The 17,458-nt window shown below is 69.4% G+C and carries 14 protein-coding genes; 8 read left to right on the top strand and 6 right to left on the bottom strand.

Going from position 1 to position 17,458, the window contains the following annotated elements:
* Positions 1-164 precede the first annotated feature (164 nt).
* From AC07PF_RS16930 to AC07PF_RS16905, 6 genes are all read left to right on the top strand, one after another.
* Complete coding sequence (locus AC07PF_RS16930; protein WP_494612631.1) at positions 165-1,349, top strand: PepSY-associated TM helix domain-containing protein; 1,185 nt, start codon at positions 165-167, stop codon at positions 1,347-1,349.
* Entirely contained in the window at positions 1,346-1,588 is a 243-nt protein-coding gene (locus AC07PF_RS16925; RefSeq protein ID WP_494612630.1) for a hypothetical protein, read from the top strand. Before AC07PF_RS16930 ends, AC07PF_RS16925 begins: the two co-directional genes overlap by 4 nt.
* A 33-nt stretch (positions 1,589-1,621) precedes the next feature.
* The gene (locus tag AC07PF_RS16920) at positions 1,622-3,832 is read left to right on the top strand and encodes a TonB-dependent receptor (protein WP_494612629.1); all 2,211 of its coding nucleotides are present in this window, start codon (positions 1,622-1,624) and stop codon (positions 3,830-3,832) included.
* Positions 3,833-4,013: 181 nt separating this feature from the next.
* On the top strand, positions 4,014-6,146 hold the full coding sequence (locus AC07PF_RS16915; protein ID WP_494612628.1) for a TonB-dependent receptor: 2,133 nt from the start codon (positions 4,014-4,016) through the stop codon (positions 6,144-6,146).
* Positions 6,147-6,208: 62 nt separating this feature from the next.
* Complete coding sequence (locus AC07PF_RS16910; RefSeq protein WP_494609296.1) at positions 6,209-6,922, top strand: TonB-dependent receptor; 714 nt, start codon at positions 6,209-6,211, stop codon at positions 6,920-6,922.
* A gap of 282 nt (positions 6,923-7,204) precedes the next feature.
* On the top strand, positions 7,205-9,493 hold the full coding sequence (locus tag AC07PF_RS16905) for a sensor domain-containing diguanylate cyclase (RefSeq protein WP_494612627.1): 2,289 nt from the start codon (positions 7,205-7,207) through the stop codon (positions 9,491-9,493).
* A gap of 28 nt (positions 9,494-9,521) precedes the next feature.
* Here AC07PF_RS16905 and AC07PF_RS16900 read toward each other — a convergent pair whose 3' ends face one another.
* The 3 genes from AC07PF_RS16900 to AC07PF_RS16890 form a co-directional block, all read right to left on the bottom strand.
* On the bottom strand, positions 9,522-10,196 hold the full coding sequence (locus AC07PF_RS16900) for a GNAT family N-acetyltransferase (protein WP_007854659.1): 675 nt from the start codon (positions 10,194-10,196) through the stop codon (positions 9,522-9,524).
* Entirely contained in the window at positions 10,193-10,714 is a 522-nt protein-coding gene (locus AC07PF_RS16895) for a MarR family winged helix-turn-helix transcriptional regulator (protein ID WP_007854649.1), read from the bottom strand. The genes AC07PF_RS16900 and AC07PF_RS16895 overlap by 4 nt, the downstream gene beginning before the upstream one ends.
* Before the next feature lie 98 nt (positions 10,715-10,812).
* Positions 10,813-11,553 (bottom strand): autoinducer binding domain-containing protein, encoded by a 741-nt coding sequence (locus tag AC07PF_RS16890; RefSeq protein WP_494612626.1) that lies wholly within the window; start codon positions 11,551-11,553, stop codon positions 10,813-10,815.
* A gap of 154 nt (positions 11,554-11,707) precedes the next feature.
* Between AC07PF_RS16890 and AC07PF_RS16885 the strand changes: the two genes are divergently transcribed.
* Positions 11,708-12,832 carry a sensor histidine kinase gene (locus AC07PF_RS16885; RefSeq protein ID WP_494612625.1) on the top strand — a complete coding sequence of 375 codons (1,125 nt, stop codon included), beginning with the start codon at positions 11,708-11,710 and terminating at the stop codon, positions 12,830-12,832.
* Positions 12,832-13,623: a LytR/AlgR family response regulator transcription factor gene (locus AC07PF_RS16880; protein ID WP_494612624.1), complete on the top strand. Its 792-nt coding sequence runs from the start codon at positions 12,832-12,834 to the stop codon at positions 13,621-13,623. The genes AC07PF_RS16885 and AC07PF_RS16880 overlap by 1 nt, the downstream gene beginning before the upstream one ends.
* Here AC07PF_RS16880 and AC07PF_RS16875 read toward each other — a convergent pair.
* The 3 genes from AC07PF_RS16875 to AC07PF_RS16865 form a co-directional block, all read right to left on the bottom strand.
* Positions 13,528-14,298, bottom strand: coding sequence for a hypothetical protein (locus AC07PF_RS16875; protein WP_494612622.1), 771 nt, complete (start codon positions 14,296-14,298; stop codon positions 13,528-13,530). The two genes, AC07PF_RS16880 and AC07PF_RS16875, sit on opposite strands and share 96 nt — an antisense overlap.
* A 75-nt stretch (positions 14,299-14,373) precedes the next feature.
* The gene (locus AC07PF_RS16870) at positions 14,374-15,810 is read right to left on the bottom strand and encodes an NAD-dependent succinate-semialdehyde dehydrogenase (RefSeq protein ID WP_145696963.1); all 1,437 of its coding nucleotides are present in this window, start codon (positions 15,808-15,810) and stop codon (positions 14,374-14,376) included.
* 155 nt (positions 15,811-15,965) lie between these two features.
* A complete protein-coding gene (locus AC07PF_RS16865; protein ID WP_494612621.1) occupies positions 15,966-17,450 on the bottom strand; it encodes an efflux transporter outer membrane subunit in 1,485 nt (494 codons plus the stop codon).
* Between the last annotated feature and the right edge of the window lie 8 nt (positions 17,451-17,458).

Genomic DNA, 17,458 nt, shown 5'->3' with positions numbered 1-17,458 from the left:
TTTTGCCATCAAAACAACAACGCAAAAATAACGCAAAAGCAAATCATTCTTACTTGCATCGTAAAATCAACCTGCCAAGCCCCCTCGGCACGCCGCCGTGGGGGCTTCTTCCATCGCCCTGTTTCCACGTTTCCAAGCTTTTCCGGCCCGAGAAACCCTGCACCATGCTGTCACCCACCGCCATCCGCCGCTGGTCCTGGACCCACAAGTGGTCCAGCCTCATCTGCACGGCCTTCATGCTGCTGCTGTGCATCACCGGCCTGCCACTGATCTTCCACCACGAAATCGGCCACCTGCTGGGCACCGAAGTCGAGGCGCCCGCCATGCCCGAGGGCACGCCGCGCGCCAGCCTGGACACCGTGATCGCCGCCGCCAAGGCCGTGCACCCGGCGCGCATCGTGCAGTTCGTCTCGCAGGCCGAGGACGACGACAAGGTCTGGTTCGTCACGCTCACGCACACGCCGGACCCGACCGAGGATTTCAAGTCCGTGGCGGTGGATGCGCGCACGGCCCAGGTGCTGTCCGACATTCCCACCAACCAGGGTTTCATGAACCTCATGTTCCGCCTGCACGTGGACCTGTTCGCGGGCCTGCCGGGCAAGCTGTTCCTGGGCTTCATGGGCCTGCTGCTGCTGGTGGCCATCGTCGCCGGGGTGGTGCTGTACGCGCCCTTCATGCGCAAGCTGCGCTTCGGCGACGTGCGGCGCGACCGCTCCACGCGCGTGAAGTGGCTGGACCTGCACAACCTACTGGGCATCGTGACCCTGGTCTGGGCCCTCGTGGTCGGCGCCACCGGCATGATCAACACCTGGGCCGACCTGATGGTCAAGTACTGGCAGTACGACCAGCTATCCACCCTGCTCGCACCCTACAAGGGCAAGCCCGTGATCGCCATGGACCAGCGCGGCCCGCTGCAGCAGGCAGTGGACGTGGCACGCGCCCATGCGCCAGGCACCAAGCTGTCGTTCATCGCCTTCCCGGGCACGTCGTTCTCGAGCCCGCACCACAACACCGTCTTCGTGCGCGGCGCCGAGCCGCTCACCTCGCGCCTGCTGCAGCCCATCCTGGTCGACGCCCACAGTGGCCAGATCACGGCCGCGCCGCAACTGCCCTGGTACCTCACGGCGCTGCTGGTTTCGCAGCCGCTGCACTTCGGTGACTACGGCGGCATGCCGATGAAGATCATCTGGGCGCTGCTGGACATCGCCACCATCATCGTGCTGGGCAGCGGCCTGTACCTGTGGCTGCGCCGCCGGGCGCCGGCCTCGGCTGCCGCCCCTGCAGCTCCCACCGGCCTGCCCGCCAGCGCCACGGCCTCCCTGGCCGCCCACCCGGAGCGCGCCGCATGACCAGGAACGCATCCACGCCGTTTCGCACCCTCTGGGGCTGGCCCATCGTGCTCGGGCTGCTCACGGCCAGCGGCCTGGCCACCGCCCTCATCTCCGACAGCTGGGGCGACTGGTGGTCCTGGATCGGGCTGGGCTTGCCCGTGGCCGTGATGGCCTGGTTCGCCTGGCGGCCCACTCCGGCTGCGGCTGCGGCCCCTGCAGATTCGAACCCCAGCGATGACCCTGCCACCCCTTTCTGACATCGACCTCACCGTCCACTTCTCCTGACCACCATGCACACGACCCATCGCCCTCCCCTGTTGGCACACACGCCAGCCGCCCTGGCCGCCGCACTGCTGTGCACCTTTGCCCTGCCAGCCGCACTCGCGCAGACCGCTGCCGGCAGCGACAAGACGCTCTCCACCGTCACCGTGAACGCCAGCGCCGATGCTTCTGCGCAAGGCCTGTCGCCTGCCTATGCGGGCGGCCAGGTGGCGCGCGGCGGCCGCGTGGGCATCCTGGGTACGCGCGATGCGATGGAAACACCGTTCTCCACCATCAGCTACACCAATGAACTGATCCAGGACCGCCACGCCCGCAGCGTGGGCGACGTGCTGCAGAACGACCCGACCGTGCGCGTGGCACGCGGCTTCGGCAACTTCCAGGAGTCGTACTTCATCCGCGGCTTCATCCTGGGCTCGGACGACACGGCCTACAACGGCCTGTACGGCTTGCTGCCACGCCAGTACATCGCCACCGAGCTGTTCGAGCGCGTGGAAGTGCTGCGCGGCGCCTCGTCCTTCCTCAACGGTGCCAACCCCGGTGGCGGCGGCCTGGGCGGCGCCATCAACCTGCTGCCCAAACGCGCCCCCAATGAGCCGCTGAACCGCGTGAGCGTGGGCGCGGGCAGCGGCGGCCACAGCGACGTGGCGGCCGACATCGCACGCCGCTTCGGCCCCGATGGCAATACCGGCATCCGCGTCAACGTGGCCTCGCACAACGGTGGCACGGCCGTCGACGACGAGAAGGCCAAGCTCGGCCTGGTCGCCGTGGGCCTGGACTGGCGCAGCCGCGACGTGCGCCTGTCGGGCGACATCGGCTGGCAGGACCACAAGCTCAACCGCACGCGCACCAATGTCACGCTGGGCGCCACGGCGACCGCCGTGCCCACGGCACCCGACGGCAGCTCCAATTTCGCCCAGCCCTGGGCCTTCTCCAACGAGCGCGACACCTTCGGCACGCTGCGCGGCGAGTGGGACATCAATTCCAACATCACCGCCTGGGCTGCCGCCGGTGCGCGCAGCGGCACGGAGTCGAACTCGCTGGCCAACCTCTCGGTGGCCAATGCGGCCACGGGCGCAGGCACGACCTACCGCTTCGACAACAACCGCAAGGACAATGTGAACACCGGCGAGCTGGGCCTGCGCGGCAAGCTGCAGACCGGCAGCATCGGCCACGAGTGGGTGCTCGCCGCGTCCACGTTCAGCCTGGACAAGAAGAACGCCTATGTCATGGACTTCGGCAACACCCAGGCCACCAACCTCTACAACCCGGTCTTCACGGCCCTGCCGGGCTACAGCGCCAATGCCCTGCGCGGCGGCGTGATGGGCAACCCGCTGACCACGGGCCGCATCAAGCTGAGCAGCGTGGCCCTGGGCGACACGCTGTCGGTGCTGGACAACCGCCTGCTCATCACCCTGGGCCTGCGCCACCAGAAGTTCGACATCGCCAACTTCGCCTATGGCACCGGCGCGCAGACCGACCGCTACGACCAGAGCCGCACCAGCCCGCTGCTCGGTGCCCTGTACAAGCTGGACAAGAGCCTGTCGGTCTACGCCAACTATGCCGAGGGCCTGAGCCAGGGCGAAACAGCCCCCTCTACCGCGGCCAACCGGGGCACCATGCTGGCCCCTTATGTCTCCAAGCAAAAGGAGATCGGCGTGAAATACGACGGCGGCCGCGTGGGCGGCAGCCTGGCGCTGTTCTCCACCGACAAGCCACGCTCCGTGGTCGATGCCGCCGGCATCTTCGGCTCCAATGGCAAGGACCGCCACCAGGGCCTGGAACTGGCCGTGCAGGGCGAGGCCGTTGCCGGCCTGCGCGTGCTCGGCGGTGCCACCTGGCTCGAAGCCAAGCAGCAGCGCACCGGCTCGGCCCTCACCGAAGGCCAGCGCGTGATCGGCGTGCCCAAGCTGCAGGCCAACCTGGGGCTGGAATGGGACGTACCCGGCGTGCGCGGCCTGGCCCTCGACGGCCGCCTGGTGCACACCGGATCGAGCTACGCCAACGCCACCAACACCTTGCGCGTGGCCGGCTGGAACCGCCTCGACCTGGGTGCCCGCTACCTGACCGAGATGGGCGGCAAGCTGGTCACGCTGCGCGCGCGCATCGACAACGCGACCAACAAGAATCACTGGGCCTCGGTGGGCGGCTACCCAGGCTCGGGTTACCTGGTGGTGGGTGCCCCGCGCGCCTTCACGTTGAGCGCCAGCGTCGACTTCTGACCCCGGCCTTGCGGCCACCGGGCGACCTGCGGACTGCTGCGCAGGCTGCCCGGTGGTCCGTGCGAATTTCTCCAGCCACCGGCGCGGACCAGCGTGTCCTGCAAAGGCAGCCAATTCTTTGTGATCCACGGCATGCGGCCACCAAGGGCCCGCCTGCCTCTTTCCAAGAGATGACACTGCCATGCCACGCACACTGACACCCATGATGGCCGCGCTGCTCGGCCTGGCCACCACGGCCCAGGCCCAGCAGGCCCTGCCCGAAGTCAAGATCCAGGAAGCCGCCAGCGAACGCGATGGCGCTGCTGCGCAGGGCTACCGCCCCGCCCAGGTGCGCCAGCTCGGCCCCCTGGCCGATCTGCCCCTGCTGGACACGCCGTTCTCGGTCCACGTGACCACCAGCGAGCTGCTGCAGAACCTGCAGGCCAGCAAGCCCGACGATGCCTTCCGCTACAACCCCGTGGTGCAGTTGCAGGGACCGCAGTCGCGCTTCTTCACCAGCGTCGCCATGCGCGGCTTCAGCGTCGGCTCCACCAAGCGCATCGACGGAGTACCCAGCACCACCACCTACGTCAACACAGACCTGGAGGACAAGGAACGCATCGAGGTGCTCACCGGCCTGTCGGGCTTTCTCTATGGCAGCGGCAACGTGGGCGGCACCATCAACTACGTGCTCAAGCGCCCCGTCTACCAGCCGCTGGCGCGCGTAACCGCCGGCATCACCGAAGGCAGCAACCTGCGGGTGCACGGCGACTTCGGCGGTGCGCTGGACGCCGACGGCCGCCTAGCCTACCGCCTCAACGCGGTGGCACAGGACGGCGACCTGCGGCTCGACGGCCAGTCCCTGCGGCGTGGACTGGTGAGCGGTGCGCTGGACTGGAACCTCAGCGACCGCCTGCAGCTCCAGTTCGATGCCTCGCGCAGCACCTACCACATGCAGGGCACCGAGCCCTTCTGGGATGTAGACCCGGGGGCCGCGTTTCCCGCAGCGCCCGACCTGCACCGCGCCTATGGCCAGCCCTTCACGCGCACCGACACCACGCAGACCCAGTGGGGCGCGCGCGTGACCTGGCGCGCCAGCGAGGCGCTGACCGTGCGCACCGGCCTCACGCAGCGCAAGAGCGACATCGACCTCATCGCGGCCAACAACCTCTTCGTTACCGGGGTCCCGGGGCGCTACCGCGTGCAGGCCAGCGCCTGGGACTACCCCGATGTCCAGGCGCTGGGCGGCTTCGCGCTGGTGGACGGCAAGCTGCAGACCGGCAGCCTGCGCCACAAGCTCACCGCGGGCTGGTACGGCGACCACGACGAGCGCACCCCGTTCCTGAGCTCGGCAGGCGGCTGGGCCACGCTGACCTCCGCCCCCATGGACATCGCCGCCCCCACGGCGCTCACCGCACCGCCCTTCAGCATCACGGGCGCCAAGTACATCGCCCAGCGCTCGCGCTACGGCAACTGGGTGCTGGGCGACCATGTGGAGTTCAACGCGCAGTGGTCGGCCCTGGTCGGCCTCACGCACGCGAGCATCACGGACACCAGCTACAACGCCGCGGGTGCCACCACGGCCCGCTATGGCGACAGCCGTACCACGCCCTCGGTGGCGGTGCTGTTCAAGCCGCTGGAGCACATCACGCTGTATGCCAACTACATGGAGAGCCTGGAGAAGGGCGGCACGGCGCCGCTGACTGCGGGTGGACGCGCCGTGGTCAATGCGGGCGCCATCCTGCCGCCCCTGCTATCCAAGCAGGCCGAGCTGGGGGTCAAGGCCGAACTCGGCCACATGCTGCTGACCGGAGCGCTGTTCCAGATCGACAAGGGCCTGCAGTACACCGACACCACCACCAACCCCGCCGCACCGGTGTACGTGCAGGATGGCCGCCAGGTGCACAAGGGCGTCGAATTCACCGCCAGCGGCCGCGCCTTGCCCGGGCTCACGCTGTGGGGCGGCGTCACCCTGCTGGACGCCCAGGTGACCCGGCAGACCTCCAACCCGGCGCTGCAGGGCAAGACGCCAGCCAACGTCGCCGAGGTCCAGGCCAAGCTCTATGCCGAACAGGACATCGCCGCCGTGCCCGGCCTGGCGCTCACGGGCGGTGTGCTCTACACCGGCAAGCAGCAGCGCGATGCCCTCAACACCCAGCAACTGCCCGCCTACACGCTGCTCGATGCCGGGCTGCGCTATGCCGCCAAGGTCTCGGGCAAGCCCGTGGTCTGGCGCCTGTCGATGGCCAACCTCACCGACCGGCAGTACTGGCTCAACGGCACCTACCTGGGCCGCCCGCGCACGGTCTCCCTGTCCGCGCAAGTGGACTTGTAAAGTGCAACGATAATCACCATCGTTCTCATTTACTCTCTTTCTCACTCTCAAAGGCCTTTCACATGACCTTCGCACTTCGCACCGCCGCCGCCCTTGCCCTGGTGGCCGCCGCCACCGCCGCCCAGGCCCACCAGGTCTGGCTCGAAAACGCCGGCGGCCAGGCCCGCCTGCACTTCGGCGAGTTCAACGACAACCTGCGCGAGACCTCGCCCGGCTCCCTGGACAAGTTCAAGGGCGTGCCCGTGCTCGAGCAGCGCGCCGGCACCACCAGCCAGAAGGTCGAAGGCAAGCTCACCAAGGACGCATTCGCCTACACCGTGACCGGCAACGCCGACACGCTGTTCGCCGCCGCCACCTATCCGTTGATCGACCGCAGCAAGCGCAACCTGCCCGCCATGTACTGGCAGCCCTCGGCCCGCTGGGTTGCGAGCCTCGCCCAGCCCGTGGCGCCCGGCCAAGCGCTGGACCTGGTGCCCACCGGCAAGCCCGGCCAGCTCAAGGTCGTGTTCAACGGCAAGCCGCTGCCCAAGGCCAAGGTGCAACTGGTCTCGCCCGCCGGCTGGAGCCGCGAAGCCCAGTCCGCCGATGACGGCACCGTGGAGTTCCTGACCCCCTGGAAGGGCCAGTACGTGGCCGAAGTGCACCACACCGACAAGACCCCCGGCGAAGCCCAGGGCGAAAAATACGGCGAAGCCAGCTACGTGACCACGCTGAGCTTCGTGCAGGCCGAAGGCGCCGTCTCGCCACCACTGCCACCCGCACCCGAAAAGCACTGAGAGCATCCCGCACTGGCGCCCCAGGCCTCGCGCATGGGGTGCCCAAGCCCGCACCGATTCCCATCGGAGCGGGCTTTTTTTTACCCCGCTGCAAAGGCCTGGCGGCCAGCCTGCCCATGGCGGGATCCAGCCACCGGGTGGCGTGCAAAGCAAAGCTTTCAGACGCCGCAGGGAACCGCTAGCATGGTTGTCCGATGAGGATATCCCTGCGTTTCCCACGGGAGGTGTCGATGAGCCTGTGCATGCCTGGAGCCCCGCGCTGGGGCCCGATCCCGGGCCCCTATGCAGGGTAGCCACGACCTGGTGCTGGTGCTGCTGTCGGTCGCGACGGCGGTGGTGGCATCCTTCGTCGCCCTGGACATGGCCTCGCGGGTGGCCGCGGCCATCGGCCATGCGCGCCGCGCGCTGCTGTGGCTGGGCTGCGGCGCCCTGGCCATGGGGACCGGCATTTGGTCCATGCATTTCGTCGGCATGCTGGCCTTTTCGCTGCCGGTGCCGCTGGCCTACGGTGCCGGCACCACGCTGGCGTCCTGGCTGGTCGCCGTGCTGTCCTCGGCACTGGCCCTGCACACGGTCAGCCAGCCGCAGCTGGGCTGGCAGCGCCTGCTGGGGGCGGGGGCGCTCATGGGCCTGGGCATCGCGGCCATGCACTACCTGGGCATGGAAGCGCTGCAGATGCGTCCCCGCATCACCTACGACCCCTGGCTGTTCGCCCTCTCGGTTCTCTTTGCCATCGGCGCTGCGACCGCCGCGCTGCTGATCTGCTTTCGCCTGCGCCACGAAACCGTGCTCACGGGCTTTCGCAAGAAGACGGCCAGCGCCCTGGTCATGGGCATCGCCATTGCCGGCATGCACTACACCGGCATGGCGGCCGCCAGCTTTGCCCCCGGCAGCATCTGTGGCGCCGGTCCGACCGGCATCGGTGGCAGCTGGCTGGGCTTCACCATCAGCGGGCTGGTGGCGCTGTTCCTGGTCACAAGCTTGCTGATCTCGGTCTATGGCGCCATGCCGCCGACCATCCGATCGCGCCTGGTGTTCCTGGTGGTGGCGGCCAGCCTGCCCGTGTCCCTGATGGCCGTGGTGGTGATGGTTTACGACTACCAGCGGCTGCGCGAGCAACAGGCCAGGGCCCTCGTGGTCACCGCGCGCGCCATCATCGCCACCGTGGACAAGGACCTCGCCGGTGTCGAATCGGGGCTCAGGGTGCTGTCGACGTCCCGCCTGCTGCTGGCCGGCAACCTGCCCGCCTTCCAGCTGCAGGCCGAGGACGCGCTGGGCCACCTGCACGTGGCGGCCCTGGTGCTGGAGGACGGCCATGGCAGCGTGCTGATGGACACCCGCCTGCCACCGGGCACCCACGCTGCCACCACACCCTCCCCCCACCCCCGCCCCACCCCCTCCTTCTCGCAAGCGGCCTTCCTGCAGGCCCGTTTCGAGAAGGAAACCGCCGTCACGATCGCGGTGCCCGTGGCGCCGGGGGGCACTGGCAAGGTCCCCACTGCAGACCTGCGGCTCAGGGCCAGCCTGTGGCCCGAACGGCTGACCCAGTTGCTGAACAACCAGCACCTGGCCCGGGACTGGATCGTCTCCATCTACGACACCGAGGGCAGCATCGTCGCGCGCAGCCACGAGATGCGGCGCTTTGTCGGTGCCAAGGGCGCCCCGCTGATACTGCAGCGGCTGGCCCAGGTGGACGAAGACTCGGTGGATGCCGTGACCCTGGAAGGCATCCCCGTGCTCTCGGCCTTCAGCCGCTCACCGGCCACGGGCTGGGCGGTCTCCATCGGCATTCCGAGCAGCAGCCTGAGCACCCCGCTGCTGCGCACAGTCGCCTGGCTGCTCGCGGGACTGGTGCTGATGCTGACCGCCAGCCTGCTCCTGGCCTGGCGCATCGGCGGATCCATCGCCAGCGCCGTGCAGGCCCTGACCGGACCGGCGCTGGCCCTGGGCTCGGGCGCCCCCATCGTGGTGCCGCCCCTGGGCCTGACCGAGGCCGACAAGGTCGGCCACGCACTGAAGCAGGCGGCGCACCTGCTGGACACGGCAAAACACGCGGCCCACCACGACATGCTGACCGGCCTGGCCAACCGCTCGCTGTTCCGGCAGATCGTGCAGCAGCAGCTGGCGCAGGCCCACCGCAACGGGGGCAACGTCTCCATCCTGTTCGTCGATCTCGATGGCTTCAAGGGCATCAACGACGCCCATGGCCACGCGGTGGGCGACGCGCTGCTGCAGCAGGCCGCGCAGCGCCTGCTGCAAGGGGTGCGCGGCGGCGACCTGGTCGCGCGGCTGGGGGGCGACGAATTCGCCGTGGCCCTGGTCCAGCCGGGCCTGCGGGGCACGGCCAAGGTGGCCGCGAAGCTGGTGGAAAGCCTGGCATCCCCGTTCCTGATCGAAGGCCTGGTGCTGCAGATCTCCGCCAGCATCGGCGGCGCCAGCTACGGCCCGCATGCCGCCACCGGCCTGGCCAGCTGCGAGGCCCTGCTGCAGCAGGCCGACAGCGCCATGTACCGCGCCAAGGAGGCCGGCAAACGGCGCTTTGTCATGGCCGAGTCACTGCGCACGCGGTGAGCATCGGCAAGCCCGCCGGACAGGCAGCCTAGCGCGCCAGCACGGCCACCTGCACCTGCGTGCGGGTCTCAAAGCCCAGGCTTTCATAGAGCGCAATGGCCGCGTGGTTGCTGACCCAGGCATGCAGGAAGGCCTGGTCGCCACGCTGCTGGATGGCATGCGCCACCACGGACGACAGCCGGCGCGCGAGGCCGCGCCCCCTGAAGTCGGGATGGGTGCAGACCCCGCTGACCTCGGTGGCGCCGGCAAAGCGCATGCGCTCGCCGGCCATCGCGGCCAGGCGACCCCCAATACGCACGCCGACAAAGCGGCCCATGGTGTGCGTGCGCGGCAGGAAGGGACCGGGCTCGGTCAGTTGCGCCAGCGCCAGCATCTCGGGCGCATCGGCATCGCCAAGCACCACCACGGCCTCTTCGCCTGGCACAGGCGCGACGGGCTGCATGGCCAGCATCTGCACCCCCTGGGCACTGCGCACGAGTTGCAGGCCCGGCGGTACCTGGACCGGGGCAACCTGCGCCAGGTAAACGGATTCTCCCGCCCCCACCAGGCTGGCCAGCGCGGCAAGGCTGGCGCCATCGTCGTCCCGTGCGCAGGCGAACAGGTTCACGTCGCGCCGGTAGCGCCTGGCGAGGTCCCCGCCTTCGGCAAGCTGCGGTGCATGGAGGAGCGAAGCCCACACGGGGCGGTCGAGGGAGCTGTTCATCGGGATGCCTTTCCTTTGGATCGCGCGGGCTGTGCCGCGATGGAGACGGCTGCGCGCTGCAGCAGCGAGGTGTGTTCCAGGCCCGCTTCGAGCGCGGACAGCTGCTCCAGCAGCGGGCCTTCGAGCGGCGCGCAGATCTGGGCCACCGAGGCCTCGATCACCGGCCAGACCTCGCGCCGGGCACGCTCGACCAGCGCCTGCCCGGCCTCGCTGAGCTGCACCTTGCGGATGCGCCGATCCTCCTGCAGCGTGCGCGACTCCACGAGACCGCTTGCCTCCAGCCCGTGCAGGGAGCGCGTGACCACCGGCTGGCTCACGCCGACCGCCGTGCCCAGCTCCCCCACGCCCAGCGGGCCGTGCCGATCGAGCGCCGCGAGCAATGGAAAGTGGGCCGCGGGCAGGTCGATGCCATGCCGGGCCATGAGCGCCTGGGTCTGCGCCTGCAGCGACTCACCGATGCGCCGAAAGCGTGTGCCGAGGGTGAGGAACCCGAGCTCCTTGACCGTGTCCTGGACCATGATTCTCCTTTGATATATATCATGCTATGTATTTTATCGGCGCCTGTCAAGAAGCCGGCCATCCCCCGCGGGGGCAGCGCATGCCTGCAGGGACGCGATCAGAACGGACGCGGCTGGATGAGGCCGAGCAGCAGGGCCCGCGCAATCGCATGCTGGCGGCTGAACACCCCCAGCTTCTGCGCGATGGCGTTGAGGTGGAAATTGGCCGTGCGTTCGGAGATGTGCAACAGGCACGAGATCTCCCACGAGGTCTTGCCGTCGGCGGCCCAACGCAGCACCTGCTGCTCGCGCGGGCTCAGCGCAGGGGGCTGCAGCGGCATGGGGGCCAGGCGGCGCATGGCCTCGTGCACATAGCTGGCCAGCAGGTGCGCATGCGCCTGCACCTGTGCCATGTCGGCCTGGGCGGCGCGGCCCGTGCGCGAGACCGTGCCGCTCAAGATACCAAGCTCCCCGTGGGGCGTGTGCAGCGGCACGCTCAGGCCGGTGCACAGCCCGTGCTCGGCTGCCTCGCCCATCACGCGCCGGGCCTGCGGGCCGGGGCCATCACCGGGCACCTCGTGCCACAGCACCGGCAGGATGTTGCGGCTGCAATAGCGGATGATGGGATCGTGCGCATGGTAGTCGTGGGCCATGTAGTGGCGGGTCCAGCCTGGTGGGTAGCCATCCACCAGCAAAACGCTCGACTGCGCAAAGTGCTCCGGCACCCGCAGCGCATAGATGAAATGCTCGAAGCCGAGCGCCTGCGCCAGTTGCTGCACCTGTGCATGCAGGCTGGGCAGGTCGGCGCTGTGCAGCAGTTGCTCGAGCGATTCGCGAAAGGGCCGTAGCGTCAGATCCATTGCGGTGAAGGGTGGAATGGGGATGGGCCAGAATCCATCCGACGGGAACCAGGGTCTGGAAGGCCCCCATTCCCGGAATGGAGAGGACCCGGGAGAATTCTTGGCGAGACTCCCACCACCGCAAACTCCAACGACTTCCCAGTCCGACGAAGCAATGCACATTTCGACGAACGGACCCCCACCGTCGACGAACGACACCACCGACCTGCCCGGCGATGCCGCCGCCAGCGCCTGGTCCGGCCTGCGCCGCACCACATTGCAGCTGGCCGCGGTGTTCTGGAGTGCCGTGCTGCTCAGCGACAGCATCCTGTGGGGGATCGCTGGCGTCGACCCGCTCGAATCGCTCTCGGGCAAGCTGGTGCTCAACAGCTTCGGCGCCCTGCTCACCATCGGCATGTCGGCACTGCTGTTCCGGCTGCGCCGCCGCGGCATCCTGTTCAAGGCGGCCATGGCGTTTGCGCTGTCCATGGCCTGCGCGCCGCTGTACAGCCTGTTCGACTTCCAGGTCTACCGCTTTTACGTGGCGCCCGAGGTGCCCGACTTCAGCTGGCGCAACTTCGGCTACACCATGGTCTCAAGCATGGCGATGTTCTTCGGCTGGTCCTGCCTGTATGTGTCCATGGTCTATGCCTTCGAGGTGCGGGATCGCGAACGCAGCCTGGCCGCCGCGCGCGAGGAGGCCCTGCACGCCCAGATGCGCGCCCTGCGCTACCAGGCCAACCCGCATTTCCTGTTCAACACCCTCAACTCCATCGCCGGCCTGGTCGAGGAAGGCGCCACCGCGCGTGCCGGCCGCATGCTGCTGTCGCTGTCGATGTTCCTGCGCACCACGCTGACCATCGACCCCCTGCAGGACGTCAGCCTGGCGGATGAGCTGGTGCTGCAGGAGGACTATCTCGCGATCGAGCAGGAGCGCTTCTCCGACCGCATGGGCTTTGCCGTGGAGGCCCCCGAGGAGGTGCGGCGCGCGCTCGTGCCCAGCCTGATCCTGCAGCCGCTGATCGAGAATGCCGTCAAGCATGGTGTGGGCCAGTCCGCGGCGCACACGCAGATCACCATCCGCGCGCTGCGCCAGCAGGACGTTCTGCGGCTGGTGGTCGAGAACGATCTGCCGGCCGGCGGGCGCCCGTCGGCGGACACCGTGGTCGGCTTCGGCATCGGCCTGCGCAATGTCGCGGACCGCCTGCGCATGCGCTTTGGCGAAAGCGGCAGGTTCAGCGCCCGCACCCATGGGGGGCAGTTTCGCGCCGAGATCGAACTGCCCTGGAGGACCGGATGATGGGCCCCATCGACGTGCTGGTCGTGGACGACGAGCCGCTGGCACGGCGCCGGCTCATACGGCACCTGCAGCGCCTGGACTGGGTCGGCGCGGTCGCGGAAGCGGCCACCGTGCAGCAGGCCCTCGCCAGGCTGGCGGAGTTCGACGCGCGCATTGTCCTGCTGGACATCCAGATGCCCGGCGGCAGCGGCTTCGACCTGGTACCCCACCTGCCCGCCCCGGCACCCGCCGTCGTGTTCGTGACCGCCTTCGACGACCAGGCCCGCCGCGCATTCGACGCCCATGCCATCGACTACGTGACCAAGCCCATCGACCCGGGGCGCCTGCACCTGGCCCTGGAGCGTGCGCGCCAGGCCGTGCTGTCGCAAGGCCGCCAGGACCGGATCGCGGAGCTGGAGGAAGTCATTGCCAGCCTACGCAGCGCAGCCGCCGCCGCCGCGCACCGCCATGCCGGCACCAGCGACCTGTGGGTGAAATCGGGCCACAACTACCTGCGCATTCCGTGCAGCAGCATCACCCACATCCAGGCGGAGCGCGACTACGCGCGCATCCACGCGGACGGCAGGGATTACCTGCACGGCGAGAGCCTGTCCGACCTGGAGCGCAGCCTGCCTGGCGGGGAATTCATGCGCATCCACCGCAGCACGCTGGTCCGCCTGGGCGCGATCGCCCATGTGTCGGTCGGCCGGTACTCCTCACTGAGCGTCGTGTTCCCGGGGGGCAAGACCGCCAAGGTCGGACGGACCTACGCGGCCGATGTCCGGGCTCGACTGATGCAGCCGGCACTCTGAGGGGAGGGCCGCCACCACCTGCGCCAGCCAGTCGGGTACAGGGTCCGTGGTGGCCGCACTCCTCGCAAACATGCGTGTGAAGCTGCGAAATTCCGACAAGTCACCCGGGGGGAGCGTGCGCGCCACGGCTTCAAAGCGTGCCAGCAAGCCGACGGCCTCGGGGTGGATCTGCGCCACCTGTTCGAGGTAAGCGATGGCAAACACCAGGTTGGAGAGCGCAGGCTTCTCGGGCTTGCGCTCAAGCTTTCGGATCAGGGGGTCAGACCAGGCCTTCACGGCCGGGTAGGCCCGCGGGTCGGCTACGGCCGCCAGGGCCCAGAGCACATAGCTCTTGAGCGTTCCCTTGCGCACCAGGCATTCGGTGAGCCAGTCCGTCGCCTCGGCCCCACAGAGCCGGGCCACGGCCAGGACCGAGGTGGCCTTGACGTCCTGCATCGAAAAGTCGGCCAGTTCCTTGAGAACCGGCAGGGCCTCCGTGGCATGAAGGTCCGCCAGGCTGTGGCAGGCCAGCGGCATGGCCGACCTGGGCTTGTGGTTGCGCAGCACGCCCAGGAGGCCCTGGACGTCGTAGGGGACGCCGAGCCGGCGGAAATAGGCCCGGTCTTGCAGCATGTCCCCCTCGCCGCGCACCAAGGCCGCGGCGCTGGGGTGCAGCACAGGTGCAGGTGTCGGCATGTCCTAGCTCCTGAACAGGTGAAACAGAGCAGGCCTCTGGAACCCAGGTGCCTGCAGGCAAGGATCACACCGCCATCAGACGTTCATGATCGAGACCAGGCGCGTGTTCAGGTGCGCCTCGACGGCTTCGGAGCCGCCCTCGGAGCCATAGCCCGAATCCTTCAAACCACCGAACGGCAGCTCGGCCGCAGGGGCGGCCGCCTGGTTGATCCACAGCATGCCGACTTCCAGGCGCTGCGACAGCAGGTGGGCGTTCTTGAGCGAGCGCGTGAAGGCGTAGCCGGCCAGGCCGAAGGGCAGGCGGTTGGCCTCGGCGATGGCGTCCTCGATCTTCTCGAAGCCGCGCACGGCGGCCACGGGGCCGAAGGGCTCTTCGTTGAAGATGCGGGCCGACAGCGGCACGTCGTTGAGCACGGTGGGCTGGAAGAAGTTGCCTTCGCTGCCGATGCGCTCGCCACCGGCGGCCAGTTGCGCGCCCTGCTGCACGGCGTCGGCCAGCAGGTCGGCCATGGCGGTGATGCGGCGCGGGTTGGCCAGCGGGCCCATCTGCGTGCCCTGGACCAGGCCGTCGCCGACCTTCAGGCCCTGGGCATGGCTGGTGAGCGCGGCCACGAATTCGGCGCGGATGCTCTCGTGCACCAGGAAGCGCGTGGGCGAGATGCAGACCTGGCCCGCATTGCGGAACTTGGCGCCACCGGCGGCCTTGATGGCCAGCGCCACGTCGGCATCCTCGGCGACGATCACGGGGGCATGGCCGCCCAGTTCCATGGTCACGCGCTTCATGTGCTTGCCGGCCAGGGCCGCGAGCTGCTTGCCCACCGGCGTGGAGCCGGTGAAGGTGACCTTGCGGATGATGGGGTGCGGGATCAGGTAGTTGGAGATCTCGGCCGGGTCGCCGTAGACCAGGCCCACGGTGCCGGCGGGCACGCCGGCATCGGCGAAGGCGCGGATCAGCTCGGCCGGGCTGGCCGGGGTCTCTTCAGGCGCCTTGACGAGGATGGAGCAGCCGGCCGACAGTGCGGCCGCGAGCTTGCGCACCACCTGGTTGATCGGGAAGTTCCAGGGCGTGAAGGCCGCCACGGGGCCCACGGGGTCCTTGATGACCAGTTGCTGGGCCTTGAGGTTGCGCGAGGGCACGATGCGGCCGTAGACGCGCAGCGATTCGTCGGCGAACCATTCGATGATGTCGGCCGAGGCCATGGTCTCCACCTTGGCTTCGGCCAGGGGCTTGCCCTGCTCCTGCACCATGATGGCGGCAATCGCGTCCACACGCTCGCGCATCAGCGCGGCAGCGCGGCGCATGGTCTTGGCGCGGTCGGCCGCGGGGATGTCGCGCCAGGCCTCGAAACCCTTCTGCGCAGCTTCGAGCGCACGGTCCAGGTCGGCCTTGCCGGCATGGGCCACGCGGCCGATTTCCTTGCCGGTGGCGGGGTTGTGCACGGCGATGGTCTTGCCGTCGGCGGCGTCCTGCCACTGGCCGGCGATGAAGAGGCGGGTATCGGGATAACTCATGCGGATGCTCCTGATTAGCAAGGGGGTGTGAAGGGGGCGGCCACGCAACCAACGCATTGGCCGAGCGGCGACACCCGGCACTATAGGCCCCTTGCCGCAGGCCGGGGGGGGCACCCCGGAAAGCCCCTGTCAAGATCCACAGGGACAGCAGCCCCTCAGCGGGCGGGTGCCTGCGCCAGGGTGGCGCCCTTGCCATCGCCCCAGCCGCCGCCCAACGCGCGGATCAGACCCACGGTGGCCGTGTACTGCGCGGTGCGCACCTGCAGCGCCTGGCGCCGGTTGCGCAGCTCGCTGCGGCGTGCGTCCAGCAGTTCGAGCTGGCTCACCAGGCCGTTGCGGTAGCGCGAATCCGACAGCTGCGTGGCGCGCACGGCCGACTGCACGGCACGGCCCTGGGCCTCGGCCTGGCCGGCGAGCAGGCGCAACGCGCTCAGCTGGTCCTCCACCTCGCGGAAGGCGGTGAGCACCTGGCCGCGGTGGGCGGCCATGGCGGCTTCCAGCCGGGCGCGGGCGCCCTCTTCCTGGGCCTTGCGCTGGCCGCCGTCGAAGATCGGCAGCGACAGCAGCGCGCCAATGCCCCAGGAGCGGGCCGACCACTTGAACAGGTCACCGAGCTCGGGCGAGGCCTGGCCGGCATTGCCCGTGAGGGTGATGGCCGGGAACCAGGCCGCCTCGGCCACGCCCACGCGCGCCTGCGCCGCCAGCACCGAAGCCTGCGCCGCCGACACGTCGGGCCGGCGCGCCAGCACCGTGCCGGGCACGCCGGCCGGGATCACGGGCAGGGCCGCATCGCTGGCGGCCGGGGCCACGGCAAAGCCCGTGGCCACGTCGCCCACGAGCACGGCCAGGGCATTGGACAGCAGCGCCTGCTGGCGCTCCAGCGCCAGGGCCTCGGATTCGGTGGCCGCGACCTCGGTCTGCACGCGCGCCACGTCCAGCTCGGCCACATCGCCGGCCTGGAAGCGGCGCTGCGTCAGGCGCAGCGTGTCGCGGTAGGCGCCCAGGCTTTCGCGCACCAGCAGCTGCTCGGCCTGCACCGAGCGCAGCTGCAGGTAGGTCTGCGCCACGTCGGCCTGCACCAGAAGGCGCGTGCTCTGCAGCAGCGCATCGCGGGCCTGGGCATCCAGGCGCGCGGCGTCGCTGGCCTTGGACAAGCGGCCGAAAAGATCCACCTCGTACGCGACATTGAGCCCCACCGAGGTCAGCGTCGACGCCTGCGTGCTGCCCGTGGTGCCAGCGCCGGCCTGGCGCGTGGCACCGGCCGAGGCACCCACCTGCGGGGCGCGTGCGGCATCGGCCGAGCGCAGCAGCGAGCGCGCCTCGGCCAGGCGGGCGGCCGCCTCCTGCACCGTGGTGTTGCCGCTGGCGGCACGCTCCACCAGGGCGCTGAGCACCGGGTCCTGAAAGCCCAGCCACCATTCGCCGCGCGGCTGCGCCTCGGCGGGGGCGGCGGTGGTCCAGGCAGGTGCGCCATCGGCCACGCTGAAGCTGGCGGGCACGGCCACGCCGGCATGCTCGGGCTGCTGAGCGACAGGCGTGCCCATGCAGCCGGCCAGCACCAGGGCGGCGACCAGCGGCGCCAGGCGCGCCGCACGCCGCACGGTCAGGGAAGGATCGGAAAAAATCGTGTTGGCATTCATGGCAAAGA

The sequence above is a fragment of the Acidovorax sp. GW821-FHT10A04 genome (assembly GCF_059415825.1).
This window is presented reverse-complemented; position numbering and strand designations above follow the sequence as displayed.